The 15,993-nt window shown below is 65.4% G+C and carries 16 protein-coding genes; 10 read left to right on the top strand and 6 right to left on the bottom strand.

Translation table 11 applies throughout. The features are described from left to right. Positions 1-21: 21 nt before the first annotated feature. Entirely contained in the window at positions 22-222 is a 201-nt protein-coding gene (locus tag ACQP2U_RS31205) for a hypothetical protein (RefSeq protein ID WP_397032271.1), read from the bottom strand. A gap of 195 nt (positions 223-417) precedes the next feature. Here ACQP2U_RS31205 and ACQP2U_RS31200 point away from each other — a divergent pair, with 195 nt between their 5' ends. After that, positions 418-675, top strand: a complete 258-nt coding sequence (locus ACQP2U_RS31200) for a cold shock domain-containing protein (RefSeq protein ID WP_433710737.1) — start codon at positions 418-420, stop codon at positions 673-675. Positions 676-707: 32 nt separating this feature from the next. Here the strand turns inward: ACQP2U_RS31200 and ACQP2U_RS31195 are convergent, their stop codons facing one another. Then, complete coding sequence (locus tag ACQP2U_RS31195) at positions 708-1,736, bottom strand: alpha/beta hydrolase (RefSeq protein ID WP_433710736.1); 1,029 nt, start codon at positions 1,734-1,736, stop codon at positions 708-710. A 121-nt stretch (positions 1,737-1,857) separates the two neighbouring features. On the opposite strand from ACQP2U_RS31195, the gene ACQP2U_RS31190 reads away from it, so the two are divergent. Then, a complete protein-coding gene (locus ACQP2U_RS31190) occupies positions 1,858-2,895 on the top strand; it encodes a hypothetical protein (RefSeq protein WP_433710735.1) in 1,038 nt (345 codons plus the stop codon). On the opposite strand, the gene ACQP2U_RS31185 is transcribed toward ACQP2U_RS31190, so the two are convergent. After that, on the bottom strand, positions 2,892-3,683 hold the full coding sequence (locus ACQP2U_RS31185) for an SAM-dependent methyltransferase (RefSeq protein ID WP_433710734.1): 792 nt from the start codon (positions 3,681-3,683) through the stop codon (positions 2,892-2,894). The genes ACQP2U_RS31190 and ACQP2U_RS31185 overlap by 4 nt on opposite strands. A 242-nt stretch (positions 3,684-3,925) precedes the next feature. On the opposite strand from ACQP2U_RS31185, the gene ACQP2U_RS31180 reads away from it, so the two are divergent. Beyond that, a complete protein-coding gene (locus ACQP2U_RS31180) occupies positions 3,926-4,474 on the top strand; it encodes an RNA polymerase sigma factor (RefSeq protein WP_433710733.1) in 549 nt (182 codons plus the stop codon). Between the two features lie 449 nt (positions 4,475-4,923). Here ACQP2U_RS31180 and ACQP2U_RS31175 read toward each other — a convergent pair whose 3' ends face one another. After that, positions 4,924-5,337: a DUF5997 family protein gene (locus tag ACQP2U_RS31175; RefSeq protein WP_397032261.1), complete on the bottom strand. Its 414-nt coding sequence runs from the start codon at positions 5,335-5,337 to the stop codon at positions 4,924-4,926. A gap of 83 nt (positions 5,338-5,420) precedes the next feature. Here ACQP2U_RS31175 and ACQP2U_RS31170 point away from each other — a divergent pair, with 83 nt between their 5' ends. Next, positions 5,421-6,344 carry a LysR family transcriptional regulator gene (locus tag ACQP2U_RS31170; protein WP_433710732.1) on the top strand — a complete coding sequence of 308 codons (924 nt, stop codon included), beginning with the start codon at positions 5,421-5,423 and terminating at the stop codon, positions 6,342-6,344. A gap of 41 nt (positions 6,345-6,385) precedes the next feature. Here ACQP2U_RS31170 and ACQP2U_RS31165 read toward each other — a convergent pair whose 3' ends face one another. After that, positions 6,386-6,652: a DUF2631 domain-containing protein gene (locus ACQP2U_RS31165; RefSeq protein WP_397032257.1), complete on the bottom strand. Its 267-nt coding sequence runs from the start codon at positions 6,650-6,652 to the stop codon at positions 6,386-6,388. Between the two features lie 161 nt (positions 6,653-6,813). Here ACQP2U_RS31165 and dxr point away from each other — a divergent pair, with 161 nt between their 5' ends. The 5 genes from dxr to ACQP2U_RS31140 all read left to right on the top strand — a co-directional run bounded on the left by dxr (position 6,814) and on the right by ACQP2U_RS31140 (position 13,456). Then, positions 6,814-7,965: a 1-deoxy-D-xylulose-5-phosphate reductoisomerase gene (gene dxr, locus ACQP2U_RS31160; protein WP_433710731.1), complete on the top strand. Its 1,152-nt coding sequence runs from the start codon at positions 6,814-6,816 to the stop codon at positions 7,963-7,965. A gap of 178 nt (positions 7,966-8,143) precedes the next feature. Then, positions 8,144-9,346 carry a M50 family metallopeptidase gene (locus tag ACQP2U_RS31155; protein WP_433710730.1) on the top strand — a complete coding sequence of 401 codons (1,203 nt, stop codon included), beginning with the start codon at positions 8,144-8,146 and terminating at the stop codon, positions 9,344-9,346. Positions 9,347-9,527: 181 nt separating this feature from the next. Further along, positions 9,528-10,685, top strand: coding sequence for a flavodoxin-dependent (E)-4-hydroxy-3-methylbut-2-enyl-diphosphate synthase (gene ispG / locus ACQP2U_RS31150; protein WP_433710729.1), 1,158 nt, complete (start codon positions 9,528-9,530; stop codon positions 10,683-10,685). A 55-nt stretch (positions 10,686-10,740) separates the two neighbouring features. After that, positions 10,741-11,604 carry a GNAT family N-acetyltransferase gene (locus ACQP2U_RS31145; protein ID WP_433710728.1) on the top strand — a complete coding sequence of 288 codons (864 nt, stop codon included), beginning with the start codon at positions 10,741-10,743 and terminating at the stop codon, positions 11,602-11,604. Positions 11,605-11,668: 64 nt separating this feature from the next. Continuing rightward, the gene (locus ACQP2U_RS31140) at positions 11,669-13,456 is read left to right on the top strand and encodes a penicillin-binding transpeptidase domain-containing protein (protein WP_433710727.1); all 1,788 of its coding nucleotides are present in this window, start codon (positions 11,669-11,671) and stop codon (positions 13,454-13,456) included. On the opposite strand, the gene ACQP2U_RS31135 is transcribed toward ACQP2U_RS31140, so the two are convergent. After that, entirely contained in the window at positions 13,450-14,619 is a 1,170-nt protein-coding gene (locus ACQP2U_RS31135; RefSeq protein ID WP_433710726.1) for a BTAD domain-containing putative transcriptional regulator, read from the bottom strand. The genes ACQP2U_RS31140 and ACQP2U_RS31135 overlap by 7 nt on opposite strands. Positions 14,620-14,716: 97 nt before the next feature. Between ACQP2U_RS31135 and ACQP2U_RS31130 the strand changes: the two genes are divergently transcribed. Further along, the gene (locus ACQP2U_RS31130) at positions 14,717-15,961 is read left to right on the top strand and encodes a hypothetical protein (protein ID WP_433710725.1); all 1,245 of its coding nucleotides are present in this window, start codon (positions 14,717-14,719) and stop codon (positions 15,959-15,961) included. Positions 15,962-15,993: the final 32 nt, after the last annotated feature.

Genomic DNA, 15,993 nt, shown 5'->3' with positions numbered 1-15,993 from the left:
AGGCCCGTTCGACAGGTGGAGCTAGCTGCCACTGTGGCTGTGCTGGCCGCCCTTCTGCTTGGCCGCCGTCGGCTGCGCCTGTGCGCCCTTACGACCGGCCTCGTGCGGGTCTGCGGCGTTTTCCTGGCCGAAGCTGCCGGTGCTGGCCTTTCCGCCCTTGCTGGCCTGCTCCTGGGTGTCCTTGCGATTACCGAACTGCCCGGGGTTCTTCGGATCTGCCATGATCGGCACTCCTTTTCGGTAGTGGGAACTATCTGCGGCCCCGGTTCGGACCACATCTGCGACCTACCCCGGATCGAGCCGACTAATCGGGTTGATGTGTGGCGTTTTCGCGTCCCGAAAAGCGGTGTTTGCCAGTGGCATTCGCGGGTAGGCCGCATGCGGGGGTATCGCCGATCCGACCTCGCGGAGGCTACGATGAGCAGCGTTATCGATCCGACCTCGGTATGGCTGACAGGTACGGTGGCCTGGTTCGACGAACAGCGTGGGTTCGGCTTCATCGAACCCGATGGTGTCCGGCAGTGGCCGGTGTTCGTCGAGTACAGCCATATCGATGTGCCGGGCTATCGCGCACTCACCGAAGGTCAGCTGGTGCGTTACCGGTGCGATCCCGGGGCACAAGGTCGCGCGGCCGCGGTCGTGCGTCCATACCTGCCGCAGGACAGCTTGTTGTGATCGCGGCACATCGACCACCGCGAGCGGTCGAGTTATCCGACGACCGACTTCATCCAGTCGATGACGGCGGTCTGATACTGCGCGGTGTTGCGTGCGAGATTCACCGAATGTCCACTGCCGGGCAGCACGAACGTGCGCAACCGCGCGGCCGGACTGAAAAACGCCGCCTCCGCGGCCTGCAGGGTCGCGCTATCGGCGCAGATCGAATAGGCGGGTCCGCATGACAGCCGGTCCACACTGCCATTGACCAGCATGACCGGAGCGGTGATCGAACTCGACATTCCGGGCAGCGTGGAGGTGAGCCCGTCGGGATATTCGGTCAGCGAGAAGGTTTCCTTGGTCGCTTCGTCGATCGCGAGCACCTGTGGATCGAAATTATCCGGTCCGAAGAAATCAGCGGCCCGGGTGCCCGGCCGGGTCACCAGATAGCCCGAATCGTATCCCCGGCTGGCGAATACGGGATCCCGCACCGCCTGGTAGTAGGTGCTGATCACACCGAGGACGTCCGGCACGCTCAGGGTGTGCGAATATCCGGTGAGCAGCACACCGTCGACATCGTGATAAGTGGTGGCCTCCATGACCGAGGTGCCCGAACTCAGCGAATGACCAGCGGTGACGACCTTGCCGAACGGTTGTGCCCCCGCGAGTCCGTGGCGCAGGCCCTGCACGATGTTGTGCAGGGCTTCCGCCGTCGCGGTCGCGGTCAGTGACATGCTCGGCGGGCGGGTGCTCGAGCCGTTACCGAGTCGATCGGCTACCAGCGTCGCGTAGCCCGCGGCGTTCATCGCGCGCCGGAAGTTGTAAGTCTCTGGCGCGTAAGGGAAGTCCCAGTAGGTGTGGTTGTAATTGGAGCCCGCCATCAGCACCATGACGGTGTCGGTCGGCCGATCCGGCAGGCACAGCGTCGCGCCCAAGCTCCCCTGCGGTACTGGGAAGGAGATCTCCTGACAACGGTCGGGTGCGGCCGCCGGATCGGCACCGGCCGCCCCCGGTACCACACCGAGCATTGTCGCCGCCGCGGTGGCGGCCACCAGCATTCGGGCGTAGAGCTTGTTCGTCACCGCGTTCCCTCCGAATGGGAAATATCTTGCGCCGCGCCATCTTCTGGCGAATCACCATACCGCACACGAAGATCCGTAGCTATGGGGTTGCGTGGCGGAGATGCGATCTACGATGCACAGCATGGGTTCGCGCGGTGTGCATTTCGTGGGCAGCTTTCCGGGGACGAGTACGGAAGACGCTATGCGTGCGATGCTCGATGCCGCGGGAACGCGGTTACGCACGCTCCCTACTGGGGAAACGCGCCGCTATGAGTTCTACATTCAGCCGATCATCGAGGATCTGGTGGCGCAGGGCGCGTTGGAAGTGAAGAAGTCGGGTACGTGGCGGTCGAGTAGAGAACGCACCATTCATCGCGTCCCCTCCGGTCGCGAGCTGACCGGCGACATGATGGACCTCGGTTATCTCGCCGAGGCCGAGGAGGCGCTTCCGATATTTCGGGAGTTACGCGCGGCGCGCGAGCTGCCCGAATTGACCCTGCAGATCGGGATGCCGACCGATTTGACCCTGGCGTTCATCGCCATGGGCATATCCGGAGTCAGGTCGCACCGCAAGGCATTCCGGGACGCGACCGTCCGCCATATCGCGGCCATCCACGAACTGGTCGGTACCGACGTGGTCGTGCAATTGGAGGCCACCGCCGAAATGGTGATCATGGCGAAGACGCAACCGTTGCACCAGCGGGTGGAAGCGACATTGCGCCTTGCCGAGGGGATTGCCACACTGGCCGAATCCGCCCCTGCGGGAACGAGATTCGGCGTGCATCTGTGCGTCGGCAGCATGCGCAACAAGTCCCGGGTCCGCATGCGTGATCTGCGCCCCTTTGTGGAGCTGGCTAATTCCGTTGTCCGGCAATGGCCTTCGGATCGTCCGCTGACCTATCTGCATGGTCCGCTCGCGGCGGGCGATATCCCGCCGTCGGCGGATCCGGCGTTCTACGCACCCCTCGCGGACCTGTCCCTCCGAGCAGGCACGAATTTCTATGCGGGATTCGTCCACGACACTCCCACGGTGGCAGAGCAGGGCGAGACCTTACGGTTGATCGAGAAGGCTCTGGGCAGACCGGTGGACGGTGTCGCGAGTGCGTGTGGACTCGGTCGCCGTCCGCGTCCGATCGCCGACGCGCTCGCGGCACGCGCCGATACGCTCGCCGCGACCTAGGGCTTGCGGCCGATTCCGCCCAGGATCACCAACTGGGTGCTCGGCAGGTCGTCGTCGAGCCATTCCTGCACCGGCACCAGACCGGGCTCGACCACTTCGAAACCGTCCAGGTAGGCGGCCACCATTTCCGGTGTCCGAAATTGCACCTGTGCCGAACTCCCGTCAGTGTCTCCGGTCGACCGCGCTACGAAGTCCGGCTGCGTGTGGACGGATCCGTGGGTGAAGGCCAGCATGCTTCCCGGCGCCATTTCATCGCGCAAGCGCGCGATGATATCCGCCGGATGCTCATCGTCCATCACGTAGTGCAGCACGCCGACGATCAGGATCGCGACCGGCTCGTCGAAGTCGATATGTCCCTCGGACTTCGCCTTCTCGATGATCTCGTCCGTACGGCGGATATCACCGAGTATCGATGTGACACCGGATGCGCCGGACAACAGCGCATGCGTGTGCACGTGCACGACCGGGTCGTAGTCGATCATCACCACGCGGGCCGTTGGGTCGATCTTCTGTGCTATCTCGTGCACATTGGGCGAGAATGGGATACCGGCACCGATGTCGATGAACTGCCGAATTCCGGCCTCGGCCGCGTCTTCCACAGCTCTGAGCAGGAATTTGCGACTGAACCAAGCCGTCGTCTTGGTGTCCGGCGCGACCGCGAGCATGCGCTCGGCGACGCGCTGGTCCACCGTGTAATTGTCCTTACCGCCGAGCAGGAAGTTGTACACCCGAGCTGCGTTCGGCTTGGATGGATCGACGCCCGCCGGTGCCCGATCGGCCTCAGCCACCGCACCTCCTAGATGTCCTTCGACACATCGTAACAACGTCTGGTCGTTTGTCCGTGTGGATCGAACTGCGCCGCTGGATCGCGGTGAATCCTTTGTGTGGGTTTACACCTCTCATACTTGTGTCGGCAACACGGCCGGCACGAGATCGGGAGGTATGTCGTGATCATTGCCGCGATTGTTGTTGGGGCACTGCTCATTTGCGCGTGCAGTATCACCGTGCTTCGACGGTGGAGCCGGTCGCGATGACCGAAGTGTGCTGGCCCGACGAACATCTCGTCGCCGCGGCGCGGGCGGGTGATATCGAGTCGATCACCACGCTGGTGTCCGGATCGCATCCGCATGTGCGTCGATTCGCGTATTCGCTGTGCGCGTCGCCGGAGGATGCCGAGGATGCGGCGCAGGAAGCGTTGATCATTCTGTATCGCAAGATCGGGACACTGCGGGCATCAGGTGCGTTGGCCTCGTGGATGTTTCGGATTGTGCGCAATGAATGTCTGCGTCAACTGCGGTGGCATATGCGTCGGGCCGAGCCGATTCCCCAATCGACCATCGCGTCGGCGGAGGAGGAGGCGATCAATCGCCTGGAGGCCGAGCGGGTGGCCGCGGCGATCGCGGCACTGCCCGGCGATCAGCGGCGGGTGCTGATCATGCGGGATGTGCAGGGGTACAGCGGTCGAATGGTCGCGGATCTGCTGGGCCTGAGCACCGCGGCGATGAAATCACGGCTGCATAGGGCGCGTGCGGCGGTGCAGCAGAGTTTGGAGGTCGGCAATGCGGAAAGTATCGCGTAGCGATTCCGTGCGGGGTGATGGTCGGGCGACCGGCGGGCATGAGTTCGCCAGTGCGTCGCTATCACGCCATTTGACCCGTGGCGCAATCGGGTTCGGCGCTGTAATCGGTTCCTTCGCCCTGATGCCAGCGGTCGGCCTCGTTAGCCTGCTGCTGCTACCGGTCGGCCTCGTCGCATTGCGCGGCTGCCCGACCTGCTGGGCGATCGGCCTGCTCCAGACTCTCTCCCGCGGCCGATTGCAGCGCTCGTGCACCGACGGAACCTGTCAACTTGTCACCACGAAACCCGGGGCGACATAACCACTTCCGCCGAAATGCAGCCGCACCCGGCGGGTGCGGCTGCATCAATGGTCGGGGTTCGGCGCCATCCCGTCGAGCGCAGTCGAATTGCGGTGTCGGACGGCGTGCCGGGCCATCTTTCGACTGCGCTCGGCGCGCAGCCGGGCCTGCACTAGGTGCGGTTCTTGGCGGGCCGGTTGGCCGCGGCGCGGCGTTCGGCCTGTTGGGTTTTGATGCGCTCGTTTTCCTCACGCACCGCGGCGTAGTTCTCGCGCTCGCGGATCAGCCATTCTGGTGGGTCGGCGAGTAGCGCGGCGATTTCCTCGGCGTTCATCGCATCGGAGACTTCGGCGCGGGCCAGGCCGGTATTGGAAACTCCGAGTTTGCGGGCGACGATATCGCGGGGGAAGGGGCCGGTCTTGCGCAGTTCGGTCAGCCAGGCCGGAGGGTTGGTGCGCAACTGTTCGAGTTCGGCGCGCGAGATCGGGGAGTTGCGGAATTCCTCGGGCGTCGCCGGAAGGTAGATGCCGAGCTTGTTCGCCGCGGTAAGCGGCTTCATGGTCTGCGGTTTCTTATCCGGGCTCACCGGTACAGACTATCCGGCCCAGTGCCACCCTCAGACCACCCGCCTCGCTGGTCGACAGCCCCCATGGCAATACCCTGATACGAATGAACCCCGAGTCCATCGACGTGACCCGCTTGCGCTGGTTTGTCGCGGTTGCCGAGGAACTGCATTTCGCCCGCGCGGCGAAATCGCTGCACATTTCGCGGCAGAAGTTGAGTCACACGGTGATCGACTTGGAGCAGGAACTCGGGACCAAACTTTTTGTGCCCGGTGCGCAACCGACGCAGTTGACCGAGGCCGGACAGCAGTTGCTGCACGATGCCAGGGACATCATCACGCGCGCCGAAGAAGAGCCCGAACCGGTGGCCCCGGAGGATGTGGCACTGCGGGTCGGCTTCGTACCTGGCGTCACGGTCTCCAAATGGACGCGGATCTGGGCTGAGCGGTTTCCGGACACCCGGCTCGAGGTGATCGCGGTCCCGATGGGCGAACAACTCGCCGCGCTGCGCGACGGGCGCGTCGACGCTTGCTTCGTCCGGCTACCCATCGATCGCGAAGGTCTCAACGCGATTCCGCTCTACCGGGAGCTTCCTGTCGTCGTGCTGCCCAAGGATCACACCTTGTCGCTGTTCGAACAGGTGGGCATGGGCGATCTGGATGGCGAACGAATCCAGGACTCGAGCGATATCGATGCGATCGCGAGCACCATCGAATTGGTCGCGGCCGGTGTCGGCATCGCCATCGTCCCGCATTCCATTGCCCGTCTTTACGCCCGCCGCGACCTCGTCTACCGGACGATGATGGGCGTCCCGGATACCGAAATCGCCCTGGCCTGGCCACTCGCGCAGACCACCGACCTGGTCGAGGACTTCGTCGGTATCGTGCGTGGCCGCTCGGAACGCAGCTCACGCACCCAGGCTCAGCGCAAGAAGGCCGAGCCGAAGAAGAGCACCGCAAAACGCTCGACAAAACACGTGGTCAAGAACACCGGAGCCAAGAAAAAGCCCGCCAAGCGACGAGGGCGTTAGGCGGGCGGATCCCCGAGCGAGTCGATATCTTTCGGTGCGGACTACCGAGGCTTGCGGCGCAGGATCGAGTCGCGGATCAAGATGCCCGCGATCGCGGCCGCGAAACCAACCAGGAACACGTCCTCGATGTGGCCCTTGTGGTTGCCGATCGTCATGGCCACCAGGATTACGCAGACGATCCAGCCCGCGACGCGGAAGGTGCGGCGCGATTCCCCGCTCCAGCCCCATTCGGCGGACGGAACCTCGGCGGTATCCACGTGGGTGACGATTGCGCGGTCACTGGTGGGTTCGAGTTCCGTGGCGGCCACGATCGCTCCTTAGCTCGGTGTGGGCGTTGCTGTCGATATCGTGGCATACGACTGCTCGTCGTAGCCAGCAGGGCCGTGTTCGATCGGCGGGCGGTGCCCTCTGTGGTTACGTGGGCTACCGCCTGCGGGCGCGTCGCCAGGCCCGCTGCCACAATGGGGCCGTGTCCGACATCGTGAGAGTCCTTCTGCTCGGCAGCACCGGTTCCATCGGTACCCAGGCGCTCGAGGTGATTGCCGCCAACCCCGACAAGTTCGAGGTGGTCGGCTTGGCCGCGCGCGGCGGCAATACCGAGCTGCTCGCGGCGCAGATAGCCGCCACTGGGACCCGCAATGTCGCGGTCGCCGATCCGGCCGCGGGCACCCGACTCGATCTGGCACTGAGCGGTCCCGGCGCGGTCACCGAACTGGTGCGCCGCACCGAGGCTGATGTCGTACTCAACGCATTGGTCGGTTCGCTCGGTCTGGAGCCGACCCTTGCGACGCTGCAATCGGGCACGCGGCTGGCGCTGGCGAATAAGGAATCCCTCGTCGCGGGCGGCTCGCTGGTGACGCGCGCCGCCGCACCCGGCCAGATTGTGCCGGTCGACTCCGAACATTCCGCGCTCGCCCAGTGCCTGCGTGGCGGTCGGGCCGATGAGGTGGACCGGCTGGTGCTGACCGCGTCCGGCGGTCCGTTCCGTGGCTGGAGCACCGAAATGCTGGAATCGGTGAATCCATCCGAGGCGAAGGCGCATCCGACCTGGTCGATGGGTCTGATGAATACGCTGAATTCGGCCTCGCTGGTGAACAAGGGCCTCGAACTGATCGAGACGCATCTGCTGTTCGGGGTGCCCTACGACCGGATCGATGTCACGGTGCATCCGCAGTCGATCGTGCACTCCATGGTCACCTTCAAAGACGGCTCCACGTTGGCCCAGGCCAGCCCGCCGGATATGAAGCTGCCGATCGCACTGGCCCTCGGCTGGCCCGACCGTGTGCCCGGCGCGGCCGCCGCCTGCGACTTCAGCACCGCGTCGACCTGGGATTTCGAGCCGGTGGACAATGCGGTATTCCCGGCGGTCGAGCTGGCCAGGCAGGCTGGCACCGCTGGCGGCAGCGTCACCGCGGTCTACAACGCGGCGAATGAGGTTGCGGTGCAAGCCTTCCTGGACGGGTCAATTCGTTTCCCGGCTATCGTGCGCACGGTCGCCCGCGCGGTCGAGGCAGCCGATCGGTGGCGCGCCGAACCGGAGACTTTGCAAGACGTACTCGCCGCCGACACCTGGGCCCGCGACTACGCGCGAACGCTCGTCACCGCCGATCGAACCGTATAGGGCGCGCCGTAGGACGGCGGCCTGGCAGACTTACCGGAGAGGGTTTGTCGGCGTCCGGTTACTGTGGTCGGGGTGCTCGCGGCGCGGACGGACGCGCCTGTGCGGGTAATCGCGGCCGCTGCGGGCGGCCGCACTTCATTTGAGGCGAGCTGCGCAACGCAGGAGGGCTGTACAGCAAATGGTGTTCGCGTTGGGGTTCGTTCTGTTCGCCCTCGGCATCACGATATCGATCGCACTGCACGAATGCGGGCATATGTGGGCTGCCCAGTCCACCGGCATGAAGGTGCGACGCTATTTCATCGGCTTCGGTCCGAAGATTTTCTCGTTCCAGCGCGGTGAAACCGAATACGGCCTCAAGGCGCTCCCGCTCGGCGGCTTCTGCGATATCGCGGGCATGACCGCATTGGACGAACTCGCACCCGAGGATCTCGACCGCGCCATGTACCGCCAGGAGACCTGGAAGCGCCTGGTCGTGATGTTCGGCGGGATCGCGATGAACTTCGTGCTCGGCTTCCTGCTGCTGGTCGTGCTCGCGATCGGCTGGGGCCTGCCGCGCTTCGACCAGCCGCCGGCCACCACCATCGGCGCGATGAAATGTGTCGCCCAGCAGAATCCGGACAAGTCACTTGCCGACTGCCAGGGCACCGGTCCAGCGCAGCGGGCCGGCATGCAGCGTGGTGACGTGGTCAAGGCCGTCAACGGCGTCAAGGTAACGAGCTGGCCGCAGTTCACCGCCGAAACCCAGAAGCAGACCGGTCCGTTCACCTACACCATCGAGCGCGACGGTAAGCCCAAGACCATCGAGGTCACTCCGGAACGCGTCACGCGCTATCCCGAGGATGGCGGTCCGAGCCGCGAGGTCAGTGCGGTCGGCGTCGGTTCGGAGTACTACGAACCGCTGAAGTACAACGCGCTGGCCGCGATTCCGGCCGCGGGTGCGTACACCGGGCAGATGTTCGTGCGCACGGTCGAGTCGCTGGCTCAGATGCCGCAGAAGGTTTCCGCGCTGTGGACCGCGGTGACCGGTGGTGAGCGCGATCCGGAGACTCCGGTCAGTGTCTACGGCGCGAGCAAGATCGGTGGTGAGACCGCGGAGCGCGGCCTGTGGGGCGTGTTCATCCTGGTTCTGGCCAGCCTGAACTTCTTCCTCGGCGCCTTCAACCTGTTGCCGCTGCTGCCGCTGGACGGCGGGCATATCGCGGTGGTGCTCTACGAGAAGATCCGCAATACCGTCCGCGGCTGGAAGGGGCTGGCGCCGGGCGGTCCGGTCGACTATCTGAAACTGCTTCCGGTGACCTACGTCGCAGTGGTGATCGGCGGTGCGTATATGGTGCTGACGCTGGTCGCCGACATTGTGAATCCGATCCAGTTGTTCCGCTGACGCGCTAACCTGTCGCGGTTGTGCCGCGATAACTACCGCGCACGCCGGATTGCTGGCAATTCGGGGCATCTGTGTGTCATGACCCATGTCACGGCCCTCACAGGGTGAGCAGCCGCGGCACGCGGCTAAGCTCGGTAGGCGAACGGCCCGAAAAAGTACGCACGAAAGTAGGCAGCCGAAAGTGACCAGCACAATCGGATTGGGGATGCCGACCGCACCCGCGGCCGTTCTCGCGCCTCGCCGCAAGACCCGCCAATTGATGGTGGGCAATGTGGGCGTCGGCAGCGAGCACCCGATTTCCGTGCAGTCGATGACCACCACCAAGACCCATGACGTCAACGCCACCCTGCAGCAGATCGCCGAACTGACGGCCTCGGGCTGCGATATCGTGCGCGTCGCCTGCCCGCGCCAGGAGGACGCCGACGCATTGGCGACCATCGCGCGCAAGAGCCAGATCCCGGTGATCGCGGATATCCATTTTCAGCCGCGTTATATCTTCGCCGCCATCGATGCGGGTTGTGCCGCGGTGCGCGTAAACCCGGGCAATATCAAGGAATTCGACGGTCGGGTCGGCGAAGTGGCCAAGGCCGCTGGGGCGGCTGGCATCCCGATTCGCATCGGCGTGAATGCCGGTTCGCTGGATAAGCGGATGTTGGAGAAGTACGGCAAGGCGACCCCGGAGGCGCTGGTCGAATCGGCGCTGTGGGAGGCGAGCCTGTTCGAGGAGCACGGTTTCGGCGATATCAAGATCTCGGTCAAGCACAACGATCCGGTGGTTATGGTCGAGGCCTACCGCCAATTGGCCGCACAGTCGGATTACCCGCTGCATCTGGGTGTGACGGAGGCCGGTCCGGCGTTCCAGGGCACCATCAAGTCCGCTGTCGCATTCGGTGCGCTGCTGTCCGAGGGCATCGGTGACACGATTCGGGTGTCGCTGTCCGCGCCGCCGGCCGAGGAGGTCAAGGTCGGCGGGCAGATCCTGCAGTCGCTGAACCTGCGCCCGCGCAAGCTCGAGATCGTCTCCTGTCCGTCCTGCGGCCGCGCCCAGGTCGATGTGTACACCTTGGCCAATGAGGTGAGCGCAGGTCTCGAGGGCATGGCGGTGCCGCTGCGCGTTGCGGTGATGGGCTGTGTGGTGAACGGTCCGGGTGAGGCGCGCGAGGCCGACCTCGGTGTCGCCTCGGGCAACGGCAAGGGCCAGATCTTCGTGAAGGGCCAGGTCATCAAGACCGTGCCGGAGGCGCAGATCGTGGAGACCTTGATCGAAGAGGCCATGCGCATCGCCGAGGAAATGGGCGAGACGGCCGACGCGGGCGAACCCGTCGTCACCGTCGGGTAGCAGCAGTTCCCGAGTAGCCGTACCAGAGTCGCCCGATTCGTGGCAGGCTGTCGATGTGCGGAGTCTGCTGGAGCCGGCGCGACGGGCCAAGGATGCCCCCGCGCGTCAGCTCGCGAACCGGGATCTGGCACAGGTGTTGCGGGTGCTGGATAGTGATCCGATCGCCTCGTGCATGGTGGCGGCGCGGTTACAGGAATTCGGTTTGGATACCGGCGTCGGGCACAGCGAACTGTGGAGTCGGGGTGGTCCGTCGGACTCGCTGTGCTTCTCCGGTGCGAATCTGGTGCCCCTGCGCGGTGATGAGGATGCGTTGCGCGCCTTCGCCGCGCGGGCGGTGCGGTGGCCGCGGGTGTGTTCGTCGGTGGTCGGCCGTCAGGAACTGACGCTGCCGCTGTGGGAGATGTTGTCCGCGCATTGGGGACCCGAACGCGAGCTGCGCGGTGCGCAGCCGCTACTAGCCCTCGGCCAGCCCGCGCTGGCCACCGCCGATACCCAGGTTCGCCGAGTCCGGCCGGATGAGTTGGAGCGTTATCTCCTCGCGGCCATCGCCATGTTCATCGAGGAGGTCGGCATCGATCCGCGCGCGGGCGACGGTGGCCGCGGCTATCGCCGCCGGATCCAGAGCCTGATCGAATCCGGCCGCGCCTGGGCGCGTTTCGAGGACGGCGAAGTGGTGTTCAAGGCCGAGGTCGGATCGCTGTCCCGGCGTACCGGACAGATCCAGGGCGTGTGGGTACATCCCGAACGGCGCGGCGCTGGTCTCGGCACCCGCGGTACGGCTGCTGTGGCGAATGCGGTGGTGGCCTCGGGCCGCACCGCCAGTTTGTATGTGAACGACTACAACAACATCGCCCGCCGGGCCTACAGCCGAGTCGGGTTCCGGCAGATCGCCACCTTCGCGACCGTTCTGCTCGACTGAACGCTGCGCCGAACATCGGTGTGCCACAGCCGTTTGCCCGGCGTTGACTATACGATCGGTCCCGATGTCGACTCGCATGCTCATTACGCTGGCCGTCGCGGCATTCGCGGCGGTGGGATCCGGCTGCTCGGCCAGCCCGCAGGGACCGGTGCCCGCGGCCGATACCTTCTTGGCCGCCGTCGCCGCCCACGACATCGATGCCGCGGCCGAACTCACCAGTCAACCCGAGAAGGCAACCTCCGCACTGCGTTCGACTTGGGGCGAGTTGCAGGCCGAGAAACTGACCGCGCATACCGGGGCGGCCAGGGTCACCGGCGATACCGCGACCGTCGACTACACCTACGAGTGGCATCTGCCCAAGGACCGGATCTGGAAATACACCGGCCAATTGCAGATGGGCCGCAGTGACGGCCGCTGGATGGTGCGCTGGAGCTCCTCCGATATCCATCCCAAACTCGGCGATACCCAGACCATGGCACTGCGCGCCAATCCCGCCCCGCGCGCCAGAGTGAACGAGCAGTCCGGCAGCGATGTACTGGTTCCGGGCAAGGTATCTCGGATCGCGTTCACCGTGGCCTCCGCCCCGGATCCGGGTTACACCGCGAACTCGCTCGCGGCGGCGCTGAACCGCTTCGACCAGCGGCTCACCCCCGGGTCGATCCTGAATGCGGCGCGCGCCGCCAAGGGCGAGTACACCGTCGCGCTGTTGAGCGAGTACGAGTACGACCAGGTCAGTGCCGACCTCATCGGCCTGCCCGGGGTCACGCTGACCCAACAGTGGGATTTGGTCGCTACCGACCGGGATTTCGCACCCGATCTGCTCGCCCAGGTTCGCAAGACGGTCATCGCGGAGGTGGACGGCAAGGCGGGTTGGAGCGTTATCACCATGAACGCCAACGGTGCTGATACCGACGTACTCACCGAAGTACCCTCACAACCCGCACCGTCGTTCTCGCTCAGTATCGATCGCAATGTGCAGAACTCGGCACAGCGGGCCGTCAACGGCCGCGAGGAACAGACCATGATGGTGGTGCTGCGGCCCTCGACCGGCGCGATTCTGGCTGTCGCACAGAACAGGGCGGCCGACCGCGACGGTCCGGTGGCCACCATCGGCCAGTACCCGCCGGGCTCGGTCTTCAAGACGGTGACCGCGGCAGCGGCCATGTCACTCGGAAAGGCGACGCCCGAAACGTTTTTGCCATGCCCGAGCCGAATTGTGGTAGGGGAGAGGACAATTCCGAACTACAATCTCTTCCAACTCGGTGACGTTCCGATGGCCACCGCCTATGAGCGATCCTGCAATACCGCATTCGCGAAGTTGGCCAGTGAACTGCCCGGCGACGCGCTGCACGATACTGCCGCGAAACTCGGTGTGGGACAGTCATATACGGTTCCGGGCCTGCCGACCGAGTCGGGTTCGGTGCCACCGTCCGACGATATGATCCAGCGCACCGAGGACGGTATCGGCCAGGGCAAGGTGGTGGTGAGTCCGTTCGCAATGGCGGTGCTCGCCGCGACCGTCGCGCACGGGTCCGCTCCGGTACCGTATCTGATCGCCGGACGGACCACCGAGATCAAGGGCGACCGTCCGGCCATCGGTGCGGAGGTAATCGACGGCTTGCGCATGATGATGCGCAAGGTGGTCACCGGCGGAACCGCCGAACGCATTGCCGACCAGGGCGAGGTGTACGGCAAGACCGGAGAGGCCGAGGTCGACGGCGGCTCGCATTCATGGTTCGTCGGCTATCGCGGGGATCTGGCCTTCGCGACATTGCTGGTCAAGGGCGGCAGTTCGGATCATGCGGTCACGGTGACGCGGGATATGCTCGCCGCCCTGCCCGCGGGCTACTGAACCCGCCTGGAGTTGGTGCGACTGGTCGCCTCCGGCGGCGTGCCCCGATCGGGCATCTCGTAACGCAGTGTGGTGGAACCGATTCGGATGACATCACCGTCCGCGAGTGCGGTATCGGCGCCGATCGGCACACCGTTGACGTAGACGCCATTGGCCGAATCCCGATCCCGAATGAAGATCCGGTTATCGCGCGGCACGATGCGCGCGTGCTTGCGGCTGACCCGGGCATCGTCGAGCACGATGTCGTTATCCCACTCGCGGCCGATCCGCAGCCCGGTCGCCGGTATGGCGATCGCCTCCCCATCACCAACCCGCAGCCAGGCCTGCCGCAGCAGATCGGGCAGATCCCGCTTGGTCGCCCCGGGTGAGGAGGAGACCGTCGGCAGTGCCTGCTGGCTGCGGATCGCCTGCTCCAGCGCCAGGGTGCGCGGATCCGGATCGATGCCCTGCTCGTCGGCGAGGTTGCGGCGGATGCGCAAACAGGCGGCGAGTGCGTCGGCCTGGCGGCCCGCGCGGTAGAGCGCGGAGATGAACAGTCGCCAGAGTCGTTCGTTCACAGCGTGTTCGGCGGTCAATGCGGTCAGTTCGCCAAGGACCGCGCCCTCGCGACCACACGCTATATCCGCATCGAGGCGGTCGGCAATAGCATTCAACCGGCGTTCGTCCATGTCGGTGGCGAAATTGTCGGCGAATCGCAGGCCACGCAATCCGGCGACCGTCTCACCGCTCCACTGCGCGAGCGCGTCGGCGAAACATTCGGCCGCGGTTTCCAGATCGCCGGTGGTGAAGGCCAGCGAGCCCTGGGTCCTGGCCCGCTCGAACCGACCGACATCGCATTGGTCCTCGGCGATATCGAGGAGGTATCCGGCGTGCACGGTGCGCAGGACTGACCTGTCGTCCACCCCGGCCGAACGCAGAATCGTGCGCAGATTCGAGACGTAGGCGTAGAGGCCGTCGACGGAGCGATTCGGCATCTCCTCTTCCCAGATGCTGTTCGCCAGTGTGGTTTTCGCAACGGCATTGCGGCGGTTGATGACGAGCATGGCCAGCAGCGCGCGCAGTTTGGCGCCGGGCAACGCTATCGCCTGATCGTCGACCAGCAGGCGCACCGGTCCGAGCACTCGAAGGTCGAGCGCCGGTCGATTCGAGCCCGCAGAGGCCACGAGATTCCCTCCGAACGCAATCCGCTTCCGGGCCGCCGCTGCCCCACGGCTGTTTCACCGACGGAAGGTCACGCGATGGGATTCAGCATACGCACTGATGGCGCGCCGTGCCCGCAACGACTACGCCGTCGGCGAAATGACTGCGCGCCGTATCGAATTCGGATCGATAATGGGATCGTCCGCCGCCGCGGTGGATATCGTCGGCGATCTTGTTGGAGTTGACCGGATGGATGATGTACTGCTGACCCCGCCCGATGCGGCTGAAGTGGCGCTGCTGGCCAGCGGTGTGGTCGCCGCGGCGTCCGATGCGGACGGGCTGACTCCGCTGCAGCAGTTGCTGATCCCGTCGCTGTTCCTGTCGATGACCGGACATCGAGTCGAGCTCGACACGCTGCCGCCCGTCGATGCCGAGACCTTCGCGGTCGGGCTGGCCCGGCGCAACCGGATCTTCCGGGAGCGAATCGTGCAGACCATGCTGCTGTCCGCGCTGGTGGTGCGGCCGTTGCCGCCTGCCGTCGCGACCAAGCTGCGGGAGTTCGCCGACGCGCTCGAGGTCGACGACGACATGATCGCGGTGGCACAGAAGTACGCCGAGGGCGCGATCGAACTCGCGGCGGTCGACTTCGACCGCAACGGTTATCTCGGCGGGTTGGACCCGAGCCGGTTGACCGCACTGCATACCGAAAGTCTGGATTCGTCCTGGGGACAGGTCAGCGACGATCCGGCCTTGGCCGCGCGCTGGGCCACCCTGCGCGAGTTGCCCGTCGGCACGCTCGGGCGCGGCGTCGCGGATTTCTATGCCGACCGCGGTTTCGTCACCCCGGGCCTGCCGGGTTCCGCGCCGCCGCTGCTCGCCCAGCACGACTGGGTGCATGTGCTCGCTGGATATGGCACCACGCTGGAGAACGAGATCGAGGTATTCGCCTTCATGGCGCGCGCCAATGACGATCCGCGCGCGTTCAGCCTGCTCGCCATGGTGATTTCGCTCTTCGAGACCGGCTACCTGCATGCCGGAGCCGGATTATTCGAAGCCAACCAAGGACATCTGAGCACCGCCGGCATGGCGACGCGTCTGGGCGATGCCATGCGCCGCGGCGCGCTCACCCACGGCAGCCACGATTTTCTGGACCTGGACTGGTTCACGCTGGCTGATCGCCCGATCGCGGTGGTGCGCAACGAGATCGGGTTGACCGCGAAGGCACCCGAGGCTGTCGCCGCAGGCTCTGTGGGGGCTTGGGAGGCGGGCGGTATCACGCCATATCAGCTGCACTCGGCTGCGGCTGCCGCGGAGACCGAAGGGCGAATCCACGTCCCTTGGCATCCGGACCCGACGCGCGACTGACCCGATGCGCGACTGACCCGATGCGCATACCC

Source organism: Nocardia sp. CA-084685 (genome assembly GCF_050955785.1).
GTDB lineage: Bacteria > Actinomycetota > Actinomycetes > Mycobacteriales > Mycobacteriaceae > Nocardia.
The sequence above is the reverse complement of the archived record's forward strand: the minus strand, read 5'-3'. Positions and strand labels throughout refer to the sequence as shown.